Annotated in this window: 22 protein-coding genes; 11 read left to right on the top strand and 11 right to left on the bottom strand. The window is 61.6% G+C overall.

Annotation, left to right across the window (positions count from 1 at the left end):
- Positions 1 to 60: 60 nt before the first annotated feature.
- Positions 61 to 1,287, bottom strand: a complete 1,227-nt coding sequence (locus VI26_RS17935; RefSeq protein WP_048411111.1) for a diguanylate cyclase — start codon at positions 1,285 to 1,287, stop codon at positions 61 to 63.
- A 117-nt stretch (positions 1,288 to 1,404) separates the two neighbouring features.
- On the opposite strand from VI26_RS17935, the gene VI26_RS17930 reads away from it, so the two are divergent.
- From VI26_RS17930 to VI26_RS17905, 7 genes are all read left to right on the top strand, one after another.
- Positions 1,405 to 4,236, top strand: a complete 2,832-nt coding sequence (locus VI26_RS17930) for a valine--tRNA ligase (protein WP_048411110.1) — start codon at positions 1,405 to 1,407, stop codon at positions 4,234 to 4,236.
- 181 nt (positions 4,237 to 4,417) lie between these two features.
- Complete coding sequence (locus VI26_RS17925; RefSeq protein WP_156183938.1) at positions 4,418 to 5,338, top strand: hypothetical protein; 921 nt, start codon at positions 4,418 to 4,420, stop codon at positions 5,336 to 5,338.
- Positions 5,339 to 5,573: 235 nt separating this feature from the next.
- The gene (locus tag VI26_RS24675; protein ID WP_156183937.1) at positions 5,574 to 6,224 is read left to right on the top strand and encodes a hypothetical protein; all 651 of its coding nucleotides are present in this window, start codon (positions 5,574 to 5,576) and stop codon (positions 6,222 to 6,224) included.
- 389 nt (positions 6,225 to 6,613) lie between these two features.
- Positions 6,614 to 7,126, top strand: coding sequence for a hypothetical protein (locus VI26_RS17920; RefSeq protein ID WP_156183936.1), 513 nt, complete (start codon positions 6,614 to 6,616; stop codon positions 7,124 to 7,126).
- A 119-nt stretch (positions 7,127 to 7,245) separates the two neighbouring features.
- Positions 7,246 to 8,364: a hypothetical protein gene (locus tag VI26_RS17915; protein ID WP_048411107.1), complete on the top strand. Its 1,119-nt coding sequence runs from the start codon at positions 7,246 to 7,248 to the stop codon at positions 8,362 to 8,364.
- A 155-nt stretch (positions 8,365 to 8,519) separates the two neighbouring features.
- Positions 8,520 to 9,656: a hypothetical protein gene (locus VI26_RS17910; RefSeq protein ID WP_048411106.1), complete on the top strand. Its 1,137-nt coding sequence runs from the start codon at positions 8,520 to 8,522 to the stop codon at positions 9,654 to 9,656.
- Positions 9,657 to 9,671: 15 nt separating this feature from the next.
- Positions 9,672 to 10,574: a tetratricopeptide repeat protein gene (locus VI26_RS17905; RefSeq protein ID WP_231581049.1), complete on the top strand. Its 903-nt coding sequence runs from the start codon at positions 9,672 to 9,674 to the stop codon at positions 10,572 to 10,574.
- A 65-nt stretch (positions 10,575 to 10,639) separates the two neighbouring features.
- On the opposite strand, the gene VI26_RS17900 is transcribed toward VI26_RS17905, so the two are convergent.
- Positions 10,640 to 11,713, bottom strand: coding sequence for an alkene reductase (locus VI26_RS17900; protein ID WP_048411105.1), 1,074 nt, complete (start codon positions 11,711 to 11,713; stop codon positions 10,640 to 10,642).
- Positions 11,714 to 11,816: 103 nt separating this feature from the next.
- On the opposite strand from VI26_RS17900, the gene VI26_RS17895 reads away from it, so the two are divergent.
- The gene (locus VI26_RS17895) at positions 11,817 to 12,686 is read left to right on the top strand and encodes a LysR family transcriptional regulator (protein ID WP_231581048.1); all 870 of its coding nucleotides are present in this window, start codon (positions 11,817 to 11,819) and stop codon (positions 12,684 to 12,686) included.
- On the opposite strand, the gene VI26_RS17890 is transcribed toward VI26_RS17895, so the two are convergent.
- Positions 12,655 to 13,179: a hypothetical protein gene (locus VI26_RS17890; protein ID WP_048411104.1), complete on the bottom strand. Its 525-nt coding sequence runs from the start codon at positions 13,177 to 13,179 to the stop codon at positions 12,655 to 12,657. The two genes, VI26_RS17895 and VI26_RS17890, sit on opposite strands and share 32 nt — an antisense overlap.
- Complete coding sequence (locus tag VI26_RS17885; RefSeq protein ID WP_048411103.1) at positions 13,176 to 13,652, bottom strand: MarR family winged helix-turn-helix transcriptional regulator; 477 nt, start codon at positions 13,650 to 13,652, stop codon at positions 13,176 to 13,178. The genes VI26_RS17890 and VI26_RS17885 overlap by 4 nt, the downstream gene beginning before the upstream one ends.
- A gap of 253 nt (positions 13,653 to 13,905) precedes the next feature.
- Between VI26_RS17885 and VI26_RS17880 the strand changes: the two genes are divergently transcribed.
- Together VI26_RS17880 and VI26_RS17875 are read left to right on the top strand one after the other, a co-directional pair.
- Entirely contained in the window at positions 13,906 to 14,592 is a 687-nt protein-coding gene (locus tag VI26_RS17880; protein WP_156183935.1) for a hypothetical protein, read from the top strand.
- 415 nt (positions 14,593 to 15,007) lie between these two features.
- Positions 15,008 to 15,283: a hypothetical protein gene (locus tag VI26_RS17875; RefSeq protein WP_048411127.1), complete on the top strand. Its 276-nt coding sequence runs from the start codon at positions 15,008 to 15,010 to the stop codon at positions 15,281 to 15,283.
- Between the two features lie 19 nt (positions 15,284 to 15,302).
- Here the strand turns inward: VI26_RS17875 and VI26_RS17870 are convergent, their stop codons facing one another.
- Positions 15,303 to 16,196, bottom strand: coding sequence for a LysR substrate-binding domain-containing protein (locus VI26_RS17870; protein ID WP_048411101.1), 894 nt, complete (start codon positions 16,194 to 16,196; stop codon positions 15,303 to 15,305).
- 118 nt (positions 16,197 to 16,314) lie between these two features.
- Between VI26_RS17870 and VI26_RS17865 the strand changes: the two genes are divergently transcribed.
- The gene (locus VI26_RS17865) at positions 16,315 to 17,238 is read left to right on the top strand and encodes a DMT family transporter (RefSeq protein WP_048411100.1); all 924 of its coding nucleotides are present in this window, start codon (positions 16,315 to 16,317) and stop codon (positions 17,236 to 17,238) included.
- A gap of 18 nt (positions 17,239 to 17,256) precedes the next feature.
- On the opposite strand, the gene VI26_RS17860 is transcribed toward VI26_RS17865, so the two are convergent.
- From VI26_RS17860 to VI26_RS17840, 6 genes are all read right to left on the bottom strand, one after another.
- A complete protein-coding gene (locus VI26_RS17860; RefSeq protein WP_048411099.1) occupies positions 17,257 to 17,802 on the bottom strand; it encodes a disulfide bond formation protein B in 546 nt (181 codons plus the stop codon).
- A gap of 13 nt (positions 17,803 to 17,815) precedes the next feature.
- The gene (locus tag VI26_RS24670; RefSeq protein WP_156183934.1) at positions 17,816 to 17,971 is read right to left on the bottom strand and encodes a DUF5993 family protein; all 156 of its coding nucleotides are present in this window, start codon (positions 17,969 to 17,971) and stop codon (positions 17,816 to 17,818) included.
- 127 nt (positions 17,972 to 18,098) lie between these two features.
- Positions 18,099 to 18,332 (bottom strand): hypothetical protein, encoded by a 234-nt coding sequence (locus VI26_RS17855; RefSeq protein WP_048411098.1) that lies wholly within the window; start codon positions 18,330 to 18,332, stop codon positions 18,099 to 18,101.
- The gene (locus VI26_RS17850; RefSeq protein ID WP_048411097.1) at positions 18,322 to 18,594 is read right to left on the bottom strand and encodes a hypothetical protein; all 273 of its coding nucleotides are present in this window, start codon (positions 18,592 to 18,594) and stop codon (positions 18,322 to 18,324) included. The genes VI26_RS17855 and VI26_RS17850 overlap by 11 nt, the downstream gene beginning before the upstream one ends.
- Positions 18,595 to 18,715: 121 nt before the next feature.
- On the bottom strand, positions 18,716 to 19,180 hold the full coding sequence (locus tag VI26_RS17845; protein ID WP_048411096.1) for a hypothetical protein: 465 nt from the start codon (positions 19,178 to 19,180) through the stop codon (positions 18,716 to 18,718).
- A gap of 237 nt (positions 19,181 to 19,417) precedes the next feature.
- Positions 19,418 to 19,942 (bottom strand): ATP-binding protein, encoded by a 525-nt coding sequence (locus VI26_RS17840; protein ID WP_048411095.1) that lies wholly within the window; start codon positions 19,940 to 19,942, stop codon positions 19,418 to 19,420.
- Positions 19,943 to 20,084: the final 142 nt, after the last annotated feature.

Raw genomic sequence — 20,084 nt, 5'->3', positions numbered from 1 at the left:
GGGCGGGCGGGGGGCTTATCGGGCAGGGCGCGCGGAAGCCGGCGGGCTTTGCACCCGCGCTCAGCCGCCGCATACCTGATTGCGGCCATGCTGCTTGGCGTGGTACAGCCGCTCGTCCGCCAGCTTCAGCAAACGGCTGATCTCCGGCATGTCCGACGCCGCCACGCCTATGCTCACCGTGTAGCGCAGCCCGCCCTTGACCGTGGTCAGAATGCAACTCTCCAGCGCCACCCGCAGGCTCTCCAGCCGGCACACCATGTCCAGCTCGATGGGACAGGGGCTGAGGATCACGAACTCCTCGCCGCCGAAGCGCGCGACGATGCCGTCCGGGAAAAACTGCTCCATCAGCCGCGCGGTATTGCAGATCACCTGATCACCGACATCGTGGCCGTATTGATCGTTCACCTGCTTGAAATGATCAATGTCCAGCACCGCCACCCCGTAGCCGCTTTTCAACTGCATCACCTGCTCGAAAAAATGGCGGCGGTTGGACAGCCCGGTCAGCGGATCGCGGTCCGCGGTTTCCTTCAAGGACTCCAGGTTCTCCACAAACTCCACATTGCGGGTGATGCGGCAGAAGAACTCCTCGAAATTGAACGGCTTTTGCAGGAAATCATCCGCCCCGGCCTTGATGAAGCGCGTGGTCATGGTGGGGTCCTGGTTGCCGGAAATGCCGATGATGGCCAGGCGGTCGTGATCCAGGAAGCGGCGTATCGTGCTGGTCATGCGCACCCCGTCCATGCCCGGCATATCGTTGTCGCTCAGCACCAGCTTGATGTGCTTGTCGCGGTGCAAGATCTCCAGCGCCTGCTTGGCATCCTCCGCCTCCAGCACCTGGTAGCGGTGGCGCTCCAGGTTCTCGCGCAGAAACTGGCGGTAAGACGCGGAATCATCCACCACCAACACCTTGATGCCCGGATTCTTGCGGATGCGGGTCAGCATCCGCATCACATAATCAAAAGCCGCCGGGCTCTCCTTGCTGACGTAATCCACCACCGGCAGCTGCAGGATGCGGTCGCGCACCTCGCCGTCGTTGCGTGAAGTCAGCACGATGGTGGGAATGGCCTGCTGGAACAGCAGCGGCAAATGCTCGCCGCCGGGCGAATCCGGCAAATTGTAATCCGCCACCGCGGCAAGGAAAGACTGGCCGGACGCCAACGCCTCGCGCACCTCCAGCAGCGAACACACCGGCACCGGCGTAAGGCCGATTTCCTCCACCATGCGGCACAAGGGGCGGATCAACACCATGCTGTCCTCGATCACCAAAACGCGCGTTTCTTCGCTCATCGTCCGCTTATCCCGTTGCTGCTGTCTGATCCGCCTGCGCCGGTTCTCGGAGAACGCCCCAAAACCGGGTATAATCGACCCATTTTTTCCATTCTAGAAGAACTACGATTCATCACCATGGAACTTGCCAAAAGCTTTGAACCCGGCGACATCGAACGTCGCTGGTACGATCAGTGGGAACAGGCCGGCTACTTCAAGCCCAGCATGGACACCGCCAAACCGTCCTTCGCCATCCAGCTGCCGCCGCCCAACGTCACCGGCACCCTGCACATGGGCCACGCCTTCAATCAGACTATTATGGACGGTCTGACCCGGTATTACCGGATGAAAGGCGACAACACCTTGTGGGTGCCCGGCACCGACCACGCTGGCATCGCCACCCAGATCGTAGTGGAGCGCCAACTGGCAGAGCAGGGCGTCAACCGCCACGAGCTGGGCCGCGACGCCTTCACCGCCAAAGTGTGGGAATGGAAAGAGCAATCCGGCGGCACCATCACCAGCCAGATGCGCCGCGTCGGCTGCTCCGTGGACTGGGACCGCGAATACTTCACCATGGACGACACCCGCGCCGAAGTGGTGACCGAAGTCTTCGTCCGCCTGTTCGAACAGGGCCTGATCTACCGCGGCAAGCGCCTGTCCAACTGGGACTCCAAGCTGGGCACCGCCATCTCCGACCTCGAAGTGATCTCCGAGGAAGAAGACGGCCACATGTGGCACATCAAATACCCGGTGGTGGGTAGCGATGAGTTCGTCACCGTCGCCACCACCCGCCCGGAAACCCTGCTGGGCGACGTGGCCGTGGCCATCGCCCCGGACGACGAACGCTATCAGCACCTGCTGGGCAAGCAACTGGAACTGCCGCTCACCGGCCGCCAGATCCCGGTGATCGCCGACGAATACGTGGACAAGGAGTTTGGCACCGGCTTCGTCAAGATCACCCCGGCGCACGACTTCAACGACTACCAAGTGGGCAAGCGCCACGGCACCCAGCTCATCAACGTGATGAGCCTGGAAGCCAAAATCCTGGCCAAGGCGCAGATCTTCGGCTTCGACGGCAGCGCCCAGGGCACGATAGAACTGCCGGCCGCCTACGCCGGCCTCAGCACCCAGGACGCGCGCAAAGCCATGCTGGCGGACCTGCAAGCCCAGGGCTATCTGCTGGACACCAAGCCGCACAAACTGATGGTCCCGCGCGGCGACCGCACCGGCACCGTGATCGAACCGCTGCTGACCGACCAATGGTTCGTTGCCATGGACAAAGTGGCGCTGGACAAAGACGGCAATCCGGACCCCACCGGCCAATCCATCGCCGCCAAGGCGATTGAAGCGGTGGAAAGCGGCGAAGTGCGCTTCATCCCGGAAAACTGGGTCAACACCTACAACCAGTGGATGAAGAACATCCAGGACTGGTGCATCAGCCGCCAACTGTGGTGGGGCCACCAAATCCCGGCCTGGTACGACGAAGACGGCAACATCTACGTGGCCCGCAGCGAGGCCGACGCCCAGGCGCAAGCGCCGGGCAAGACCCTGCGCCGCGAACAAGACGTGCTGGACACCTGGTTCAGCTCCGCCCTGGTGCCGTTCTCCACCCTGGGCTGGCCGCAAGACACCCCCGAACTGCGCGCCTTCCTCACCTCCAACGTGCTGGTGACCGGCTACGAAATCATCTTCTTCTGGGTTGCCCGGATGATCATGATGACCAAGCACTTCACCGGCAAGGTCCCGTTCCGCGACGTCTACATCCACGGCATGGTGCGCGACCACGAAGGCAAGAAGATGTCCAAGTCCGAGGGCAACGTCATCGACCCGGTGGACCTGATCGACGGCATCGCGCTGGAACCGCTGGTGGCCAAGCGCACCACCGGCCTGCGCCGCCCGGAAAAAGCCCCGGCCATCGCCAAGGCCACGGAAAAGCTGTTCCCGGAAGGCATCCCGGCTTACGGCACCGACGCGCTGCGCTTCACCATGGCCAGCTACGCCACCCTGGGCCGCAGCGTCAACTTCGACTTCAAACGCGCCGAAGGCTACCGCAACTTCTGCAACAAGCTGTGGAACGCCACCCGCTTCGTGATGATGAACGTGGAAGGCAAGGACTGCGGCCAGGACGAAAGCCTGCCGCTGGAATTCTCCTTTGTTGACCAGTGGATCATCGGCCGCCTGCAACAGGCCGAGATCGACGTCACCAACGCGCTGGAAACCTACCGCTTCGACATCGCCGCCCAGACCATTTACGAATTCATCTGGAACGAGTACTGCGACTGGTACGTGGAACTGGCCAAGGTGCAGCTGCAAACCGGCAACGAAGCCCAGCAGCGCGCCACCCGCCGCACCATCGTCCGCGTGCTGGAAGTGGCGCTGCGCCTGACCCACCCGCTGATGCCCTTCATCACCGAAGAGCTGTGGCAGACCGTGGCCCCGCTGGCCAACGCCAAGACCACCCCGTCCATCATGCTGGCCCCGTGGCCGGTGGCGGACGCCGGCAAGATCAACGCCGCCGCCAACAGCCGCATGGACGCGTTCAAGGACATGGTCAACGCGGTGCGTAATCTGCGCGGCGAAATGGGCATCGGCCCGGCCGTCAAAGCGCCGCTGTTCATCGAAACCGGCGACGCCACGGTGGCGGACTTCGTGCCCTACCTCAAGCTGCTGGCGCGGCTGACCGAAGGCTCCATCGTGGCCGCGCTGCCGGAAGACGACGCCCCGGTGGCCATCTCCGGCGACGCCCGCCTGATGCTGAAGGTGGAAGTGGACAAGGCGGCGGAAACCGCGCGCTTGACGAAAGAGCAGGGCAAGGCGGAAGCCGAACTGGCCAAGCTCACCGCCAAGCTGGAGAAGCCGGGCTATGTCGATAAAGCCCCGGCCCATCTGGTGGAGCGCGACAAGGCGCAGTTGGCCGAGTTGAACGACAAGCTAGACAAGATCAAGGTGCAGTTGGCTAAGCTGGCTTGATCGTTTAAGCGCCATTGGCGATAAACCCCCGTCATCGAAAGATGGCGGGGGTTTTGCGTAATAGGGGTTAGGTTTTGTGAATATTTTGGCTTCAAGAGGTGGCGAATCTTGTTGCGAGTTGATTGGTTTTGTGGTGTTTGAATTGGGTTTTTAGAAAAAGAATTTTAAAAGGATGAATGGCATGAAGATGGCGGGGGTATGGGCACTGGCAGTGCTGATTGGCTTGTCTGGTTGTGCGACACGGATAAATATGGCGGTTGGTATGGCGGAGCAGCTGCCTGATGCGAGAGTGTCAATTCTAAAAGTGCCAGAGTGTAAAAGGGCGCAGCCATGCGGTGAACTTATGAGGGTGTGGGATTCGCATGGTAAGGAAGTGGTGTCAGCGCCGGGTTTTTTTCAAAGTTATGATGATGTGCGGTTGCCCCCGGGCGTATACCAAATATCGATGTGGGTGGGGAAAGGAGAATCCTATGGCTTTCCCAATACTGTAATGCGTTTGAAGCCAGGCATGAGCTATGTCTTATTGCCTCAGGTGATGATGGATGACCGCATGGTACGAATCACCTATAAGGAAATGCCGAGTGATGGTGGTTTGTCTTCCTTGGGCTCATTTAAACCCGTTCCAGTGGCGCAGCCTAAAGAGGTGGTTCAGCCTCTGAAAGAAGGCGTGGCGAAAGTACGCTTCATCTCCTCTGTTAAGGGTGGTGCTTTGAGGTTGTACCCAAATGACCAGTGCAACGAAGGCACCGCCTTGATTGGCGTTTATGGTTTTGGCGAAGCGTTTACCTCTTTATTTAACAAGCCATTGCGAGTAGATATGTTGGACCCTAAGGGCGCGGATGATGATAGCGTGACTGAACTTGAGTTCAATGATGGTGCTCGTGTCAATTTTGCCTTTGTCCCTGCGCCGATGTATGCGAATTACTGCCGGAAGTCCGCCAGTTTTATCGCCAAGGCTGGCGAGCAATATGAAGTTAATGTACAAGATGGCGTGGGCCAATGCGTGATGACGGTGGTGAGTCTGCAAAAGCACGTAAGTGAAATCCGGCGCGAATTGGTACAGGATTTGCAGTCCTTATATTGTGGCGATGTTTCTGGGTGATATGATCTTCTGTATTTTTGTTTTAGATGTTGGCCCTCAAGGTTGATGTAGGGCTTGATTTTAAAGAATGTATGAAATTTTGGTTGAGGTTGAGTCGGTTTTGGTTTAGGTGTCGAGAGCGGAGTGAAGGTGCCTGTCGTAAGGTGGTTTCTTTGTGTTGTATGGTTTTGAAAGCTTGTGTTGTAAGGATGTAATGGGGTCTTTCTGATAATGCTTTTATGTGTGGAGAGATTTTGTGGAAATTTTTGTCAGTAACTATTTGAGGTTTGGTTTTTGGAAGGTGTTCTGTCTTACCTTTTTTGATGGGTTTAAAAACTCAGGGCAGCCATTTGTTTATGGCTTTACATTTTGTATGATGCTTTTTTCTTTTTGCATGGCGCTGGGTGATAAGGGAGGGTTTTTTTCCTATTTTCCTGTATTTTTCTTTGAGATGGTTTTTTTGTATGAGTTTTTTTCATCGACCAAAAAATCTCTTGCTGTTTTTTGTGAAAAGGCAGGGGTTGATGTTAAGGTCTTTGACGGGGTTAATCATGTGCCTTTTCTACATTCATTGGAAAGTTCAAAGGTGCCTCTTGAGTCGTTTGGCGATGTAATTTTAAATTCCAAGGGGTGGCTAGATGTATATTCGTTGGATCGTGGGATATTGGAAAGGCCGTGGGGTGTTGCACTGCTTGGTATAGTTTTTGGTGTTTGTGGTGGAGTTTTTTCGAGTTTTGTTTGGGAGGTTCTTAAGGAGTGTAATTTTAATTATGATGTGGTCGTGGCTGTGTGGCTTGGAATTGTTCTCTTTTTTGTATGTGCTAGATTAGGGTCGGTTGTGTTTGATTTTAAATATGATAGGGTTTTCTTTTATTGTAAAGTATGGCGTAGGGTGTTTGTAGGCTGAGAGGTTGTGTTTTGATGGCTAATTTGATTCTGCGATTTTTATCTCCGCTCGAACTGATAACCATGATTGGCCCATTATTGTTTGCTGAAACTGACGGCCGACTATTTGCTGGAACAAATGGGCTTGACTCCCCCCGCCATCTAGCCAACAATGGCCTCCGCGCTGCCGCACAAACAGCGCCAGGATTAGTCTCCTGCAATCCATCCCAGCGGACACGCCGCGAAAGCGGCATTTTCGTGTCTGGTTGCTATTGCTTTGCCTAAAATCCGGGCGGGCCATGGCGGGGGCGCCCATGGGCGCGCCGGGGCTGGGATGCCGGTGAGACTAACCTTGTCATGTGCCCGCCTTGCCGCGTCTATCGGCCAGGCCCTTCATTCAAGGAGGTTGCAATGGCGAAGTCAGTCCGTCCGATGCCCAACATCGAATCCACTCCATCCCATTCCAAGGTTCAAGCCGTCCAGCAGGGCAGCGACTCTCAGCAACAACCAGCGCTGCCGCGTTCGCTATACCGCTTCACTTCGCTGGAAACCAAGGAAATCCGCCTGCCTTTTGTCCGTTATCTGCCGGGACGCGACTACCCGCATTACTGGCAGCCGGCCGAGCCTAAGGACTACGCCGAGGCCAGCATGCTGGGCCGCCAATATGCCGCCCACCTGGCGCAGTGGCTGAAGACCAATTCGCCAGATGCCGGTCACGGCTTGCTGTTACGCATTGCCAGGGATATGGATCACGGCGATCGCAGCTACCGCAACGGCCTGCGCCGTGGCTTTTTCAACTATCTGGAAGTGCTGTTGGTGGTGGCCGGGCGGCAGCTGAACCTGTTCCGCCACGTGGAGGCGATGCACCAGTTACAGCGCAGCCGGGATCTGCTGAGCTGGCTGGAGAACAAGCGTAAGCCTTGAGCCGCTGGCTGTACGGTTTGGCCTGAGTCAAGCCGCGCTTGGCGGCTTTAGGCTAATTTCATAGAATGCCCTGCCAGTTGACGCTGGCGGGGTTTTTTATTGAAGAAGAAAGAATAGGCATGTACAGCATCGTTCAGAAGATTGGCTTGGGCTTACTGTTATGTGGCGCTGTCATCGGCGCGCGCGCGGAGGGTTTTCCCGCCGCCAAGCAGTTTTGGATTGTCGAGGATCAGTTCCCGGTCAAGGGCAACCTGGATTTGCGGCATGTGGCGGAGGACGGCTCCTGGGTGGCCGGCACGCTCAGTGGCGGCGCCTTTATCTTCAAGCAGATCAAGGGCCGCTTCGTGGTGATCAGCCAGCAAGGCGTCAAGCCTTACGGCGGCGAGAACGCCGAGGCGGAATATCACTTCGTCAAGAAGGGGGTCGGCCCGGTGGTGAATACCTATCACAACAACAAGGCCTGGGTCAGCTTCTCGGTGGGTAAGGATGGCGAAGCTTATCCGGTGCCCTATGTCGCGGCTGATTACGCTTGCGCGGCGGCGCTGCCGCAGGGCGATACCTGGTGCACCAATGCCCGCCAGGAGAAAGTACCGAAGGCGCCAGCACCTTTGACGCCTGAAAAGTTTGCGCCGGAAATGTATGGCGGACGTTATTTCCTGACCCTGTTGCAGGGGAGGCTGTTGTATGAGGCTGGCCAGTCCACCTTCTTTACCTGGACTCAGGCCCAGGGCTGGCAGCCGCAGAGCTTGCAGGCGCTGTACGGCATTGGCGCCGGGCGGCCGGTCTTCTTTGACGGCAGCCAGGATGGTTCGATCATCGTCGGCCATGCCAGTCACTATAAGCGGCCATTGAATGGTGGCTGGTTGAGTCAAAGTGTGCCCATAGTCTGGACCCAGAGCGGTGGCGTGAAAGTGTTGAATGGCATTGGCGCGGAACCGGAGGGCGGCGTATCCAGCATCAGCGCCGATGGCCGGGTGATGATAGGCAGTGCTAGCGAGCTGAAGATGAATGTGTTCGCGCGCCGCTTGCAAACAACCGGCGATCCTTACCCAGTGATCTGGAGCGATTCCGACACGGCGATCAAGTTCACCGACTATCTGCAACAACATGGCGTGGAGATGCCCAAAGATGCGGAATTGGAGGCTTTTCCCTTCTTGATGAGCAAGTCCGGCGAGGTGTTCATGGGCAAGCTCAAGAGCGGCAAGCATTTCGTGGTCAAAGTGCCGCGCGCCGGCTAGCGGGGACCGCATCGCGCATTACGCATGGGGTAGGGGCCAAGGCCGCCGCCTCTGCGGTAAAACTGACGTTTTGTTAGCCTCGTTTAGCCTAATTTCATAGAATGCCCTGCCGGCCGACGCTGGCGGGGCTTTTTATTGGAAAAGAAAGAACAGGCATGCGCGGCATGATTCAGAAGATGGGCTTGGGTTTGCTGCTGTGCGGCGCCGTCATCGGTGCGCGCGCGGAGGGCTTTCCCGCCGCCAAGCAGTTTTGGATTGTCGAGGATCAATTCCCGGTCAAGGGCGACTTGAGTTTGGATCATGTGGCGGAAGATGGTTCCTGGGTGGCCGGCACGCTCAAGAGCGGCGCCTTGTTTTCCAAGGAGATCAAGGGCCGTTTCGTGGTGATCAGCCAGCAAGGCGTCAAGCTTTACGGTGACAAGGATTACGACACGGAATACCTGTTTGTCGGCGACGGCGTTGGCCCGGTGGTGAACGCCTACCTTAGCAACCGGGCCTGGGTCAGCTTCTCGGTGGACAAGGAGGGCGTGGCCTATCGCGTGCCCTATGTCGCGGCGGATTACACTTGCGCGCTGGCGCTGCCGAAGGGCGACACCTGGTGCACCAATGGCCGCCAGCAGGTGGTGCCGAAGGCGCCGGCTTTCCCCTTGGGTGAGCGCTATGCGCCGAAAAAATTTGGCGATCATTACTTCCTGACCTTGTTGCAGGGGCGCAAGTTGTGGGATGCCGGCCAGTCCACTTTCTTCATCTGGAGCCAGGCCGATGGTTGGCAGCCGCAGGGTCTGCAAGCGCTGTATGGCATCGGCGCCGGCCTGCCGGCTTTCTTTGACGCCAGCCAGGACGGCGCGGTTCTCGTCGGCACGGCGGACAACTATAGGCGGCCCTTGTATGGTCACTGGTCCAACATCCCCATTGTCTGGACCCCGAGCGTGGGCGTGAAAGTGCTGAGTGGCTTGGGCGCGGAGCCGGAGGGGAGCGTGTCCGGCGTCAGCGCCGATGGCCGGATGATGATAGGCAGCGCGCATGAGCTGAAGACAAGTATGTTCACGCGCCGGCTGCAAAGCACGGACGATTCTGTTCCGGTGATCTGGAACGATTCCGACACGGCGATCAAGTTCGCCGATTATCTGCAACAACACGGGGTGGAGATGCCCCAAGGCGAGGAGTTGGAAGCTTCCCCCTTCTTGATGAGCAAGTCCGGCGAGGTGTTCATGGGCGGGCTCAAGAGCGGCAAGCATTTCGTGGTCAAGGTGCCGCGCGCCGGCCAGGCTGGCCGCGTGGCGCATGAGTGAAGGCGGGAGCGGATGATGAGAAAACTAGGCGTGTTGTGCTTTGGCCTGCTGGCATTGGCCGGCGGGGTGAACGCGGCCACGCTGCCGAAGGCGTGGCTGGACAAGCCGCTGGCGCAGATACGGCAGCAGGCGCAGAACAATGACGCCGGCGCTCAGGCGGCGTTGGGCGCAATGTACAAGGACGGCGTCAAGGTGGCGCAGGACCGGGAGCAGGCCTTGTTGTGGTTGCGCAAGGCCGCCGAGCAGGGCGAAGCCGGCGCGCAGGTCGATCTGGCCGATCTCTATGCCGCCGACGGCGGGGAGGCGGCTCAGGAGGCGGCGGCCGAGCTGTACCGCAAGGCCTTTGCCACGCTGCTCAAGGCGGCGGAGCGAGGCGAGGCCGAGCGGCAGCATGATCTTGGCTTCATGTATCTGAACGGTTTGGGCGTGGAGCAGAACGACGCCGAGGCCGCCCGCTGGTTCCGCAAGGCGGCGCAGCAGGGCCTGGTGGACGCCGAGGTCAGCCTAGGCTGGATGTATGAAGGCGGGCGAGGCGTGGAGCAGGATTATGGCCAGGCTGCGGACTGGTATCGGAAAGGCGCGGACCGCGGTTATGACCTGGCGCAAACCAACCTGGGCTGGATGTACGCCAACGGCCTGGGCGTGCCGGCGGACGCGGTCAAGGCGGTGGAACTATATCGTTTGGCTGCGGTGCAGGGCCTGGCCCGCGCGCAGACCAATCTGGGCTGGATGTATTTGCAGGGCTTGGGCGTGGGCGCCGATCCCGTCGAGGCTTACGCCTGGTTCGCGGTGGCCAAGGTGAACGGCAGCCACACCGCGCCGGGCAATCTGGATCTGGCCGAGACCAAGCTGAGCGGCGCGCGGCTGGCGGCGGCCAGGAAGCGGGGAGAGCAGTATATCGCCCGGTATTCGAAGTAAGAAGCTGTTCAAAGTCTGCCGCGCTAAACAGCGGACCGGCGCCGCAACGCCGGCCGCTGCCGCGATCAGGCCGGCTGCGCGTCGCGCAGGGTAGGGTAGTCGGTATAACCCTGTTCGTTCCCGCCGTAGAAGCTGGCCTTGTCGGCGGTGTTCAGCGGCGCATTCAGCTTGAGCCGTTCCACAAAGTCCGGGTTGGCCAGCACCATGGCGCCGTAGGATTCCAGCTCCGCCAGGCCGGCGGCGATGTCGGCGCCGATCTGTTCGCGTGGGCGGCCCGGACGGTTGAGGATCAGCGCGCCTTGCCAGAGCCGGCGCAGCTCGGCCAGCAAGGCCTCGTCGCCCAGGTGCATCAGGTGCAGATAGGCCAGCCCCAGCTTGTTCAGTTCATTCACCAGATAGCGGTACAGCGCCGGGCCTTGCTCGCCTTCGTCTATGCCCCAGAGGCTGAGGCCGGGCGACAGGCGGATGGCGGTCTTGTCCGGGCCGATTTCCTCGGCGATCGCGGTGGCCACTTCGATGGCGAAGCGGGCGCGGTTTTCAATGGAGCCGCCGTATTCGTCGTCGCGGGTATTGGCGCTGGGCGCGAGGAATTGCTGGATCAGATAGGCGTTGGCGCCGTGGATTTCCACGCCGTCGGCGCCGGCCTCGATGGCGCGGCGGGCGGCGTGGCGGAAGTCCTGAACCGTCTGGCGCACTTGTTCTGTGCTCAGCGCGCGCGGGCTGGGAATCGGCTGCATTCCCGTGGCGGTGAACATATCGGCGCCCGGCGCGATGGCGGAGGGCGCGACGCCCGGTTCATGGCGCGGGGTGTTGTCCGGGTGGCTCATGCGGCCGGCGTGCATCAGCTGGATGAAGATGCGGCCGCCCCGCGCATGGACGGCGTCGGTGACTTGCCGCCAGCTGGCGACGTGGGCGTCGGTGTAGATGCCGGGCGTGGCGAGGTAGCCTTGGCCCGCGTCGGACGGCTGGGTGCCTTCGCTGATGATCAGGCCAAGGCCGGCGCGCTGAGCGTAGTAGCGGGCGGTCAGCGGGTTCAGGCTGCCGTCCGGCAGCGCGCGCGAGCGGGTCATCGGGGCCATGGCCAGGCGGTTTTGCAAGCCGAGGCCGGCGAGGCGGATGGGATCGAATACGGTGTTCATGGCTTGTCTCCTGGGTGTCGGGGGTGTCGCCATCATCTCGCGCTTTTCCTGTGGGATAAATGGGGTATTCTGGAGAAGACTGATCCATTTTTGGAGCAATGGGGTGGAACTGCTGAACGATATGGTCTTGTTCGTCGAGGTGGTCAAGGCCAAGGGCTTTCGCCGCGCGGCGGAGGCGACCGGGGTGCCGAATTCCACGCTGTCGCGGCGCATTGCCGCGCTGGAAAAGTCGATCGGGCTGCGGCTGCTGCATCGCACCACTCGCCGCATCGAGCTGACCGAGGCCGGGTTGCTGTATTACGAGCGCTGCCGCCGCATCGTCGACGAGGCCAGGCTGGCGCATGAGCAACTGGGCGAGATGCTGGCCCAGCCCAGCGGCGTGCTGCGCGCCTCGCTGCCGGTGGATTTCGCCGTGATCTATCTGGCGCCGATGATCGCCGAGTTTGCGCGGCTTCATCCCGGCATTGATTTCGATCTGGACCTGACGCCGCGGCGCGTCGATCTGGTGAGCGAGCCCTTCGATGTCGCGGTGCGCATGGGCGTGCCGGAAAACTCGCAGCTGATCGCGCGGCCGCTGGGCGCGCTGACGCCGCATCTATACGCGTCGCCGGCTTATCTGGCGCGCGCGGGCGAGCCATCAGCCCCGGAGGCGCTGGCGCGACATCAATGCCTGGGCGTGTTGAAGCCCGGCGTCTGGCGCTTTCACGGCGAGGGGCGGCAGCTCGAGGTGGCGGTGGACAGCCGCTTCGCCTTGAACAGCATCGGCTTGGCCAAGCGCTTGGCGACGCTGGACATGGGCATTGTGCTGATGCCGGAGGAGATCGTCGCCGATGAGGTGGCCAACGGCGCGCTGCGCCGAGTCCTGCCGGGCTGGCGCGGCACGCCGGTGCCGGTGTATGCGCTGACCGAAACCCGCTTGCTGCCGGCCAAGACCCAGCGCTTCATCGAATTTCTGCAGCAGCGCCTGCGTTGACGCCAGGGGCGTCCGCCTTGAAGCGGCCGCGGCTGCCGCTGCGCCAGACGCCAACGGCGGCGGTGGCCAGGATCAGCAGGATATTCAGCCCGCCGCCTATCGCCTCGCGCAGGGTGGCGGCGTGGAAGTCCGCGCCCAGCGCGCCGCCCGAGCCATTCAGCAGCGCGGCTTGCGCCAGCTGATTGGCCTGGTCCACCGCCGGCACCACCACCAAGGAGGCGTTGAGCAGAATCAGCAGCGTCAGGCCCAGCTTGAGCTGGAAGAAGCGGTTGCGCGGGCCGTAGCGCCGGTAGCCCAGCAGCAGGCCGCTGCACAGCATCAGCCACAGGCCGGGCACGGTTAGCGCCCAGGTGCCGGTCTGGATTTGCTGCCGTGTCTGCGCCAGCAGGGCCGGCGTGGTCGGGCTGGTTTCGGACAGCACGACCCAGGCCAGGATGCTGCCCAGGAACAGGGCCAGCGCGATGAAGTGGATCAGCTTGAGAGTACGGTTCATGGCTCTTCTCCAATCGGTGGGCTGAGCGCGTCCAGCGTGCTCAGCAGTTGGCGCAGGGTGTGGCAGGCGGCGGCGAAATCCGCGTCGGGCAATTGCCGCGCCAGTTGCTCGGTCCATTGCGTCTGGCTGTGCTGGGTGCCGGCGACGGTGCGCTCGCCCAGGGCGCTCAGCCGGTACAGCGGAGAGCGGGCGTGCTGGGGATTGGCTTGTACCTCGAAATAGCCTTCTTCCACCAGCTTGTGCAGTTGCTTTTGCGCGCCTTGGCGGCTGATGCCCATGCGGGCGGCGATCTGCGGCGCGGTTTGCGGCGCGCCGGCCAGGCCCACCGCGCCAAGCACTTGCCAGCGCGCGCTATTGATGCCCAGGTGGGCGACCAGTTGGTCGCCTCTTTCCAGCAGGGTGCCGTTCAGGCGGAAGATCAGCAGCATCAGATCGGTGATGTCTTGAGGGCGATGGTTTTGCTTGGTGGACATAGGGTTTCTCTTTTCGACAACTGGTTGCCATTATTGACAACTGGTTGTCAAATTGCAAGTCCTTGTGACTCTGGGCGGTGTTTTGTTGGATAGAGGCGATACAGGAATGAGGGCAGGCGCCGAGACGGTGGGCGGGGCGCGTTGCGCGCCAGATAATGATAAATGCGTATGTTCTTGTAAATACAGTCAAAAATGAAAATGTAATTTCTATGTTAGCATCGTCGGCTTCCTAAAAAAGCTCAGGTCAAAGCCAATGAAAAAACTCTTGCCCTTCTTGATGTTGCTCAGCCTGCATGCCCATGCCGACGATGAGGCGTTGCGCCAGATGTTCAATTGCGACGGTGGTTTTTTCCGGTACATCGCCGAGCCCGGCAAGGCCATTCCCGGTCTGCCGGTGACGGTGGAGAACGGCCGCGCCGCGCTGCGGATGCAGCCTATCCGCGATCAGGCGCGCGAGATGGAGGAGGATGTCAGCGGCGCGTCCGAGGGTTTGACTTCGCTGCTGCGCCATTCCGCCATCGAACAGCCGGTGGCGCTGACGCCGCAGTGGGCCTTGCGCAATTACGTGGAAGAGCACTTCTACAACACCAATGGTCCGTCGGACGTCAATGGCGTATTGGAAACTTATACTTGGGGTTTCCGGCTGCTGGGGCAGCGGGATATGACGCTCAAGCAGTTTGTGGTACAACGGCCGGATTTGAAGTTCAGCTGTTCCAAGGAGAAGGGCGGCGTCTGCGCGCTGTACCGGCAGAGGGACAAGGGTGCTTGGAAAACCATCAAGCCTTCGCAGCAGTACGCGGATGTGCCGCGCTTGTTGCTGATCGCTTCCAAGTCCGATCCCAAGCATTTCTCGCTGGAATGCTCCTTGCTGGTGGAGGGCGAACGCCTGCCGCCGCAGTTGATCAAGGATTTGCAGCCGGATTGGGCTTTGAATTTCTGAGAACCTGTTCAAAGTCTGCTGCGCTTCGGCGATACGGCGTTGAAACCGAGCTCAAAATGCTCATGTACCGTTTGTACATTCCGCTTTTTCGCTCGTTTTCGCCTTGTCTCACCCTTGCTCGCGAGGCTTTGAATTTCTGAGAGCTTGGTCTCGCGTACTGCTAATGAAAAACCCACGGAAAACCGTGGGTTTTTTGCGTGTGTTGGCGGCCTTGGCGCTTGGACTTGCGGGGGCTCAGTCCGCTTGGCGCTATGTTAATGACAAATGGTAATTAAATTATAAAAGTCAATTACGTAGTAATAACTAAAACCTTGCCCCGGCTTCGATGCGCTTGCTATACCGGCTGTGGGCGGGGCGGGCGTCGCCTGCTCCGTGTGGTCTCCAGTGTTGGATAACTCATTACGGGAGCATGATCATGTCTGAACAATTGCTGGGCGGTTGGTCCGGGTTCCGGCCCTTGAACGAGCAGGATCGCAAGGTGTTTCATCAGGCCACCGAAGGCCTGCTGGGCGTGAAATACGTGCCCTTGGCGGTATCCACCCAGGTGGTGGCGGGGGAGAACTTCATCTTCCTGGCCAGCGCGGAAGTGGTCTACCCCGGCGCGCAGCCGCACTTGGTGGCGGTGTACATCTTCCAACCGCTGGGCGGCAAGCCGCCGCATGTGGTCCGCATCGAGAACCTGCGTTTGTAAACATCCCGCCAAGACGCTGTCACGTCTCCAGCCCGCCGCTCGGCGGGCTTTTGTTTTGGGTCGCCGCCGCTTGTTCCAGCAGCCATTGTTTGAAGATGCCCATTTCCGGGTCGCGCACCGTGTCCGGGCGGTGTATCAGGTAATAAGCGAGCGCGCTTGGCAGCGGCGGCGCCGGCAGTGGGCGTAGGCGGCCGGCGGCCAGTTCGATTTGCAGCAGCGAGCGCCGCGCCAGCGCGTAGCCGCGGCCGGCCAGCGCCGCTTCGATGGCGGCGTTGGAATCGACGCAGACCACGCCTTGTTCGCAATCCAGCGTGTCCAGGCCGGCGGCGCGGCTCCATAGCCGCCAGTCGCCGCGGTGCTCGTCGTGCAACAGCCGCTCGCCGCTGAGCGCGTCCAGCCGCGCTGGCAGCGTGGGCGCGCATACCGGCACCAGTTCGTCGTCCAGCAGCTTGCTGGCGCTGAGGCCGGGGTAGTGGCCCAGGCCATGACGCACGGCGAAGTGGATGTTTTCCGTGGCGAGATCGACCACGCGGTTGCCGGTGCTGACGTGGACGTCGATGCGCGGATGCGCGCGCAGGAAGTCCTGCAAGCGCGGAATCAGCCATTGCGCGCCAAACGACGGGGTGCAGCTGAGCAGGATCACACGGCGGGCGGCGATGAGGCGGGCGGTGGCGCGGTCTATCTCGGCCAGCGCGCGCTGGCAGGCGGCCAGGTAGTCGCGGCCGGCTGTGTTCAGGGCCAGGCCGCGGGCGTGGCGTTCGAACAGCGGCTGGCCCAGGCAGTCTTCCAACTTGCGCAGCTGCTGGGACACCGCGCCGGGGGTGACGTGGAGTTCCTCGGCGGCGAGCTTGACGCTGAGCCGGCGCGCGGCGGCTTCAAAGAAGCGCAGGGATTCCAGCGGTGGCTTGGGCATGTGAGTTTAGCTTTGCTAAATGCTTGAACAGGATAAATCGTTTGTTCGCGCGGCTGACGGCATGGATGATTTCAGTATCCGGTTTAGGCGGATTCAATACAAGGTGGAGGGAAGCATCATGGGGATGGCGAGTCTGGGACGTTTGCTGCTGCTGGCGGCCTTGTGGGGCGGCAGCTTTTTATTCATGCGCATCGTCGCGCCGGTGTTGGGCGCGGCGCCGACGGCCCTGGGCCGGGTGGCGCTGGGGGCGGCCGGCCTGCTGGGCTTGATCGCGCTGCTGCGTTTGCGGCTGTCCTTTCACGGCAAGCTGCGCGCCACGCTGCTGTTGGGCGTGATCAATTCCGGGCTGCCGTTTCTATTGTTCGCGCTGGCGGCGCGGGTGTTGCCGGCCGGCTATAGCGCGATTTTGAACGCCAGCACGCCGCTGATGGGGGTGTTGATCGGCGCGGCGCTGTTTGGCGAGCGCATTGGCGTCAACAAGCTGGCCGGGGTGCTGATCGGCCTGGGCGGGGTGGCGGTGCTGACCCGCACCGGTCCGGCGACGGACCCGGCGGCCTTGTGGGGCGTGGCGGCCTGCCTGGCGGCGACCGCTTGCTACGGGCTGGCCGGTTTTTTGACCAAGCGCTGGATCGCGGACCGCGGCGGGCTGGACAGCCGGGTGGTGGCCTTGGGCAGCCAGCTGGGCGCGGTCTTGCTGCTGCTGCCCTTCATGCTGTGGCAGGCGGCCGCGCAGCCGCTGTCCTGGCCGGAGGCGGGGCCGCGGGTGTGGGCCGCCTTGCTGGCGCTGGGCTTGCTGTGCACCGCGCTGGCTTATGTGCTGTATTTCCGCCTGATCGCCGATGTCGGCCCGTTGAAGGCCCTGACGGTGACGTTTCTGATTCCGCCCTTCGGCATGTTCTGGAGCTGGCTGGCGCTGGGCGAGACGGTCAGCGGCCTGCAGGCGCTTGGCGGCGCGTTGATCGCGCTGGCCTTGTGGCTGGTGCTGCGGCCGGAGGCGCCGGCGGCGCGCGCCGCCGCGCTGGATGAGGATTGGTCGATTTAGCGGCGGCGCGGGCGCGCGTCAATTGAGCAGCAGATAGCGGACCGGGCTTTCGCCGCAGGCGGCCAGCCCGCATTCCAGGAACACCGACAAGGCATTGCCCAGCAGCAGCAATAGGGTGAGCGCGATGCCGGCCTTGGCCAGCGGGGCCAGCCGCGCCGGCGCTTGCTGGTCGAAACTGCGCGTTTGCTGGCACAGCATCAGCAGCAGCGCGCAGCCGATGAAGACGCCGAAGAAGGCGAGGGCGGCCCAGGTGTAGAAGTGCAGGCCGAGGATGGGCGGGCCGAAGCCGGCGTCGCCGGGGGCGATGTGCAGCAGCACTTGGCGGCCGGCCACCAGAAAGCCGGCGGCGGCGGCCAGCAGCATCATGCCGTAATGGCCGGGCTTGTCGCCCAGCAGCACATTGGCGGCCAACGCCACCGCGATCGCGCTCAAGGCCACGCGCTGCAGCAGGCATAGCGGGCAGGGCAGCTCATGTTGGGCGAATTGGAAGTAAAAGGCGACCAGCAATAATAGATTGATCAGCAGCAGGCCCAGCAAGTTCAGCTGGCCGGTGAGTTTCGACATGATGGGCGCGTCCTTACAGGGAGATGGGCAGCATGCTGGTGGCGTGGAATTTGAACCAGTACAGGGTCAGCGCGAAGGCGAGGCCCCAGCAGGCGTAAGCCCATTGGCGCTTGCGCAGGATCAGCGCCAGCATGGCGGCGGCGAGCAGCAGAAACAGCAGGGTGTCCATCGGGGAGTCCTTGTGGTGGTGGCGATGGGGCGCCGGCGGACGCCGGCCTTGTGCTGAAGATTAGCATTGGCGCAAGGCTTGGGGATATAGCGCCGCGCGGCAGGCGGGGACGGGCGTGGCGGCCGGCTCAGCGCGGAGGCGGCGTCTCGGCTTGTTCGCGGATCAGGTCCAGCTCGTTGTGGCTGTCTTGCAGCATGGTGGTCGCCAGCTGGCACAGCCCGGCGATGTGCTGGCGCGCGCGCGGATCGGACAATTGATTGAGCCGCGTGATCGCGTGGAGCAGCGGCTCCAGCGATTGCAGCGTGTCCATCGCCAGCCGGCAAGCCGTGGCGGTGTCGGGCGGCGGCGGGTCAGGCTTCATGCGGCTGGGGCGCGATATAAAGGCGCAAGCTGGTATAGCGCAGGCTGTAACCGGTTTCGGCGCAGTAGAGCGAGCCGGTGTGGCGGTCCGCCCATAGCCGCTGGTGATGGATGCACACCGCGCACACCTTGCGCGGCAGCACGCCCCTGGGGGTGTGCAGCATGGCCTTGACGCTGGGCAGCGGCTTGAGCAGGCGCAGGCTTTCCACGGCGATGCAGCTGCCGTGATCGGTGAGTCTGGGGCGTAACGGTTCGAAGGTCATGCCAGTCTCCATGATCATGGACGAAGCGACTGGTCTAGCCTATCAATCAAGATATTAAATAACAATAACCGCGAGGTTATGTTTTGGACGAGTGTTGCGTATTGGGCAATGCCGCGACGGCTCAGTCGTCCTGTTCGTCCTGCTCGGGATTGGGCAGCGCCAGCGGCTGGTTGTCTATGACCCGGCTGAGGTCCTGGCTCAACGCGTCCACCATGCTGCGCAGGCAGATCAGGCTCTTGCGGCTGAGCGACTTGCCGCGCATCGCGCGGTGCAGGTCGTCGATCAGCAGTTGCAGCAAGGCTTGTTCCGATAGCGACACTTCGTACTCGGCAACCCGCTCCCGCAACGGCGGCAGCGTGTCCATGTCGCCTTCTTCATCCAGCCAATAGCGCTGCAGGCCCAGGCAGTTTTCGATGTGGCGCGCCAGGCTTTCTCCCATGCCGCGGCCGCTTGGCGCGTCGGAGAACAGCCGGTAGATTTGAGGAGGGCGGCGGTCGATAAACTCGGCGAATCGGGCGACGTTGCCGTCGAAATCGCGTGCGATCAACAGGCCCAGCTTGTAGCGGCGGATTTCGGTCGTGTTCATGTGGGCTATTCAAGCCTAAATATATCCGAGTGGTAAGCTGGCAGCCGGTTAGCTTTTAACATAACCATATGGTTATGATTTGGGAGCGAAAAGACGCAAAGCCAGCAAGCATGGGCGTTTACCGTGCGCGTAAATGACATTGGCAAATTGACGGCGGCTGGTTTAGGGCGTTGTTTTTGTGCAGCGGGGATGAAAAAGCGCCAGCCGGGGCTGGCGCTGCGCGGGGCGATGCCGGTTTCAGGCGTCGGCGCTGCGGTGGGTGATGATGTTGAAGCCTTCTTGCGCGCCGGGCGGCACGAAGTAGCGGGTGATGTGGTCGAACTCGGCCTCGCTGACGCTGAACGGGTGGCTGCCCTTGGCATTGCGCTGGCGCAGCCGCGATTTGCAGGCATCGTCGTCCACATCCAGGTGGTGCAGCTGGTGGGCGGCGCCGCTGGCATCGATCAGCTCGCGCATCCAGCGGCGGTTGTCCAGGGTGTTGGCCGGCATGTCCAGCACCACCGACAGGCCTTGGCCGAGCAGGGCGGCGAGATGCGGCGCCAGCGCATCCTTCAGCGATTGCGAGCGGCGCACGTAATCGGTCAGGGTGCGGATTTCGCCGGGGTAGAGCTTGGCCAGCCAATCGTCTTCGCTGATCAGCACGGTGCGCGGCTGGTCGGCCAGGCGGCGGGTCAGCGTGGACTTGCCCGCCGCGATCTTGCCGCAAACCAAGTGCAGTGTCGCCTTAGTGGCCGTATCTTTGAATTGTTCATTGCTTGGCATGACAGTCTCCTTGGGATAGGGGCAGCTATGAAAAAACCCGCCGGTTGGGGCGGGTTGCCGGGCTTCGTCTGGCCGCGCGCCAACCCGCCTCAGAAAAAGGCGTCAATCCAATCTTGGCTGGCGTAAGGGGCGAAGCGGCGCA

Source organism: Chromobacterium sp. LK1 (genome assembly GCF_001043555.1).
GTDB lineage: Bacteria > Pseudomonadota > Gammaproteobacteria > Burkholderiales > Chromobacteriaceae > Chromobacterium > Chromobacterium aquaticum.
The sequence above is the reverse complement of the archived record's forward strand: the minus strand, read 5'-3'. Positions and strand labels throughout refer to the sequence as shown.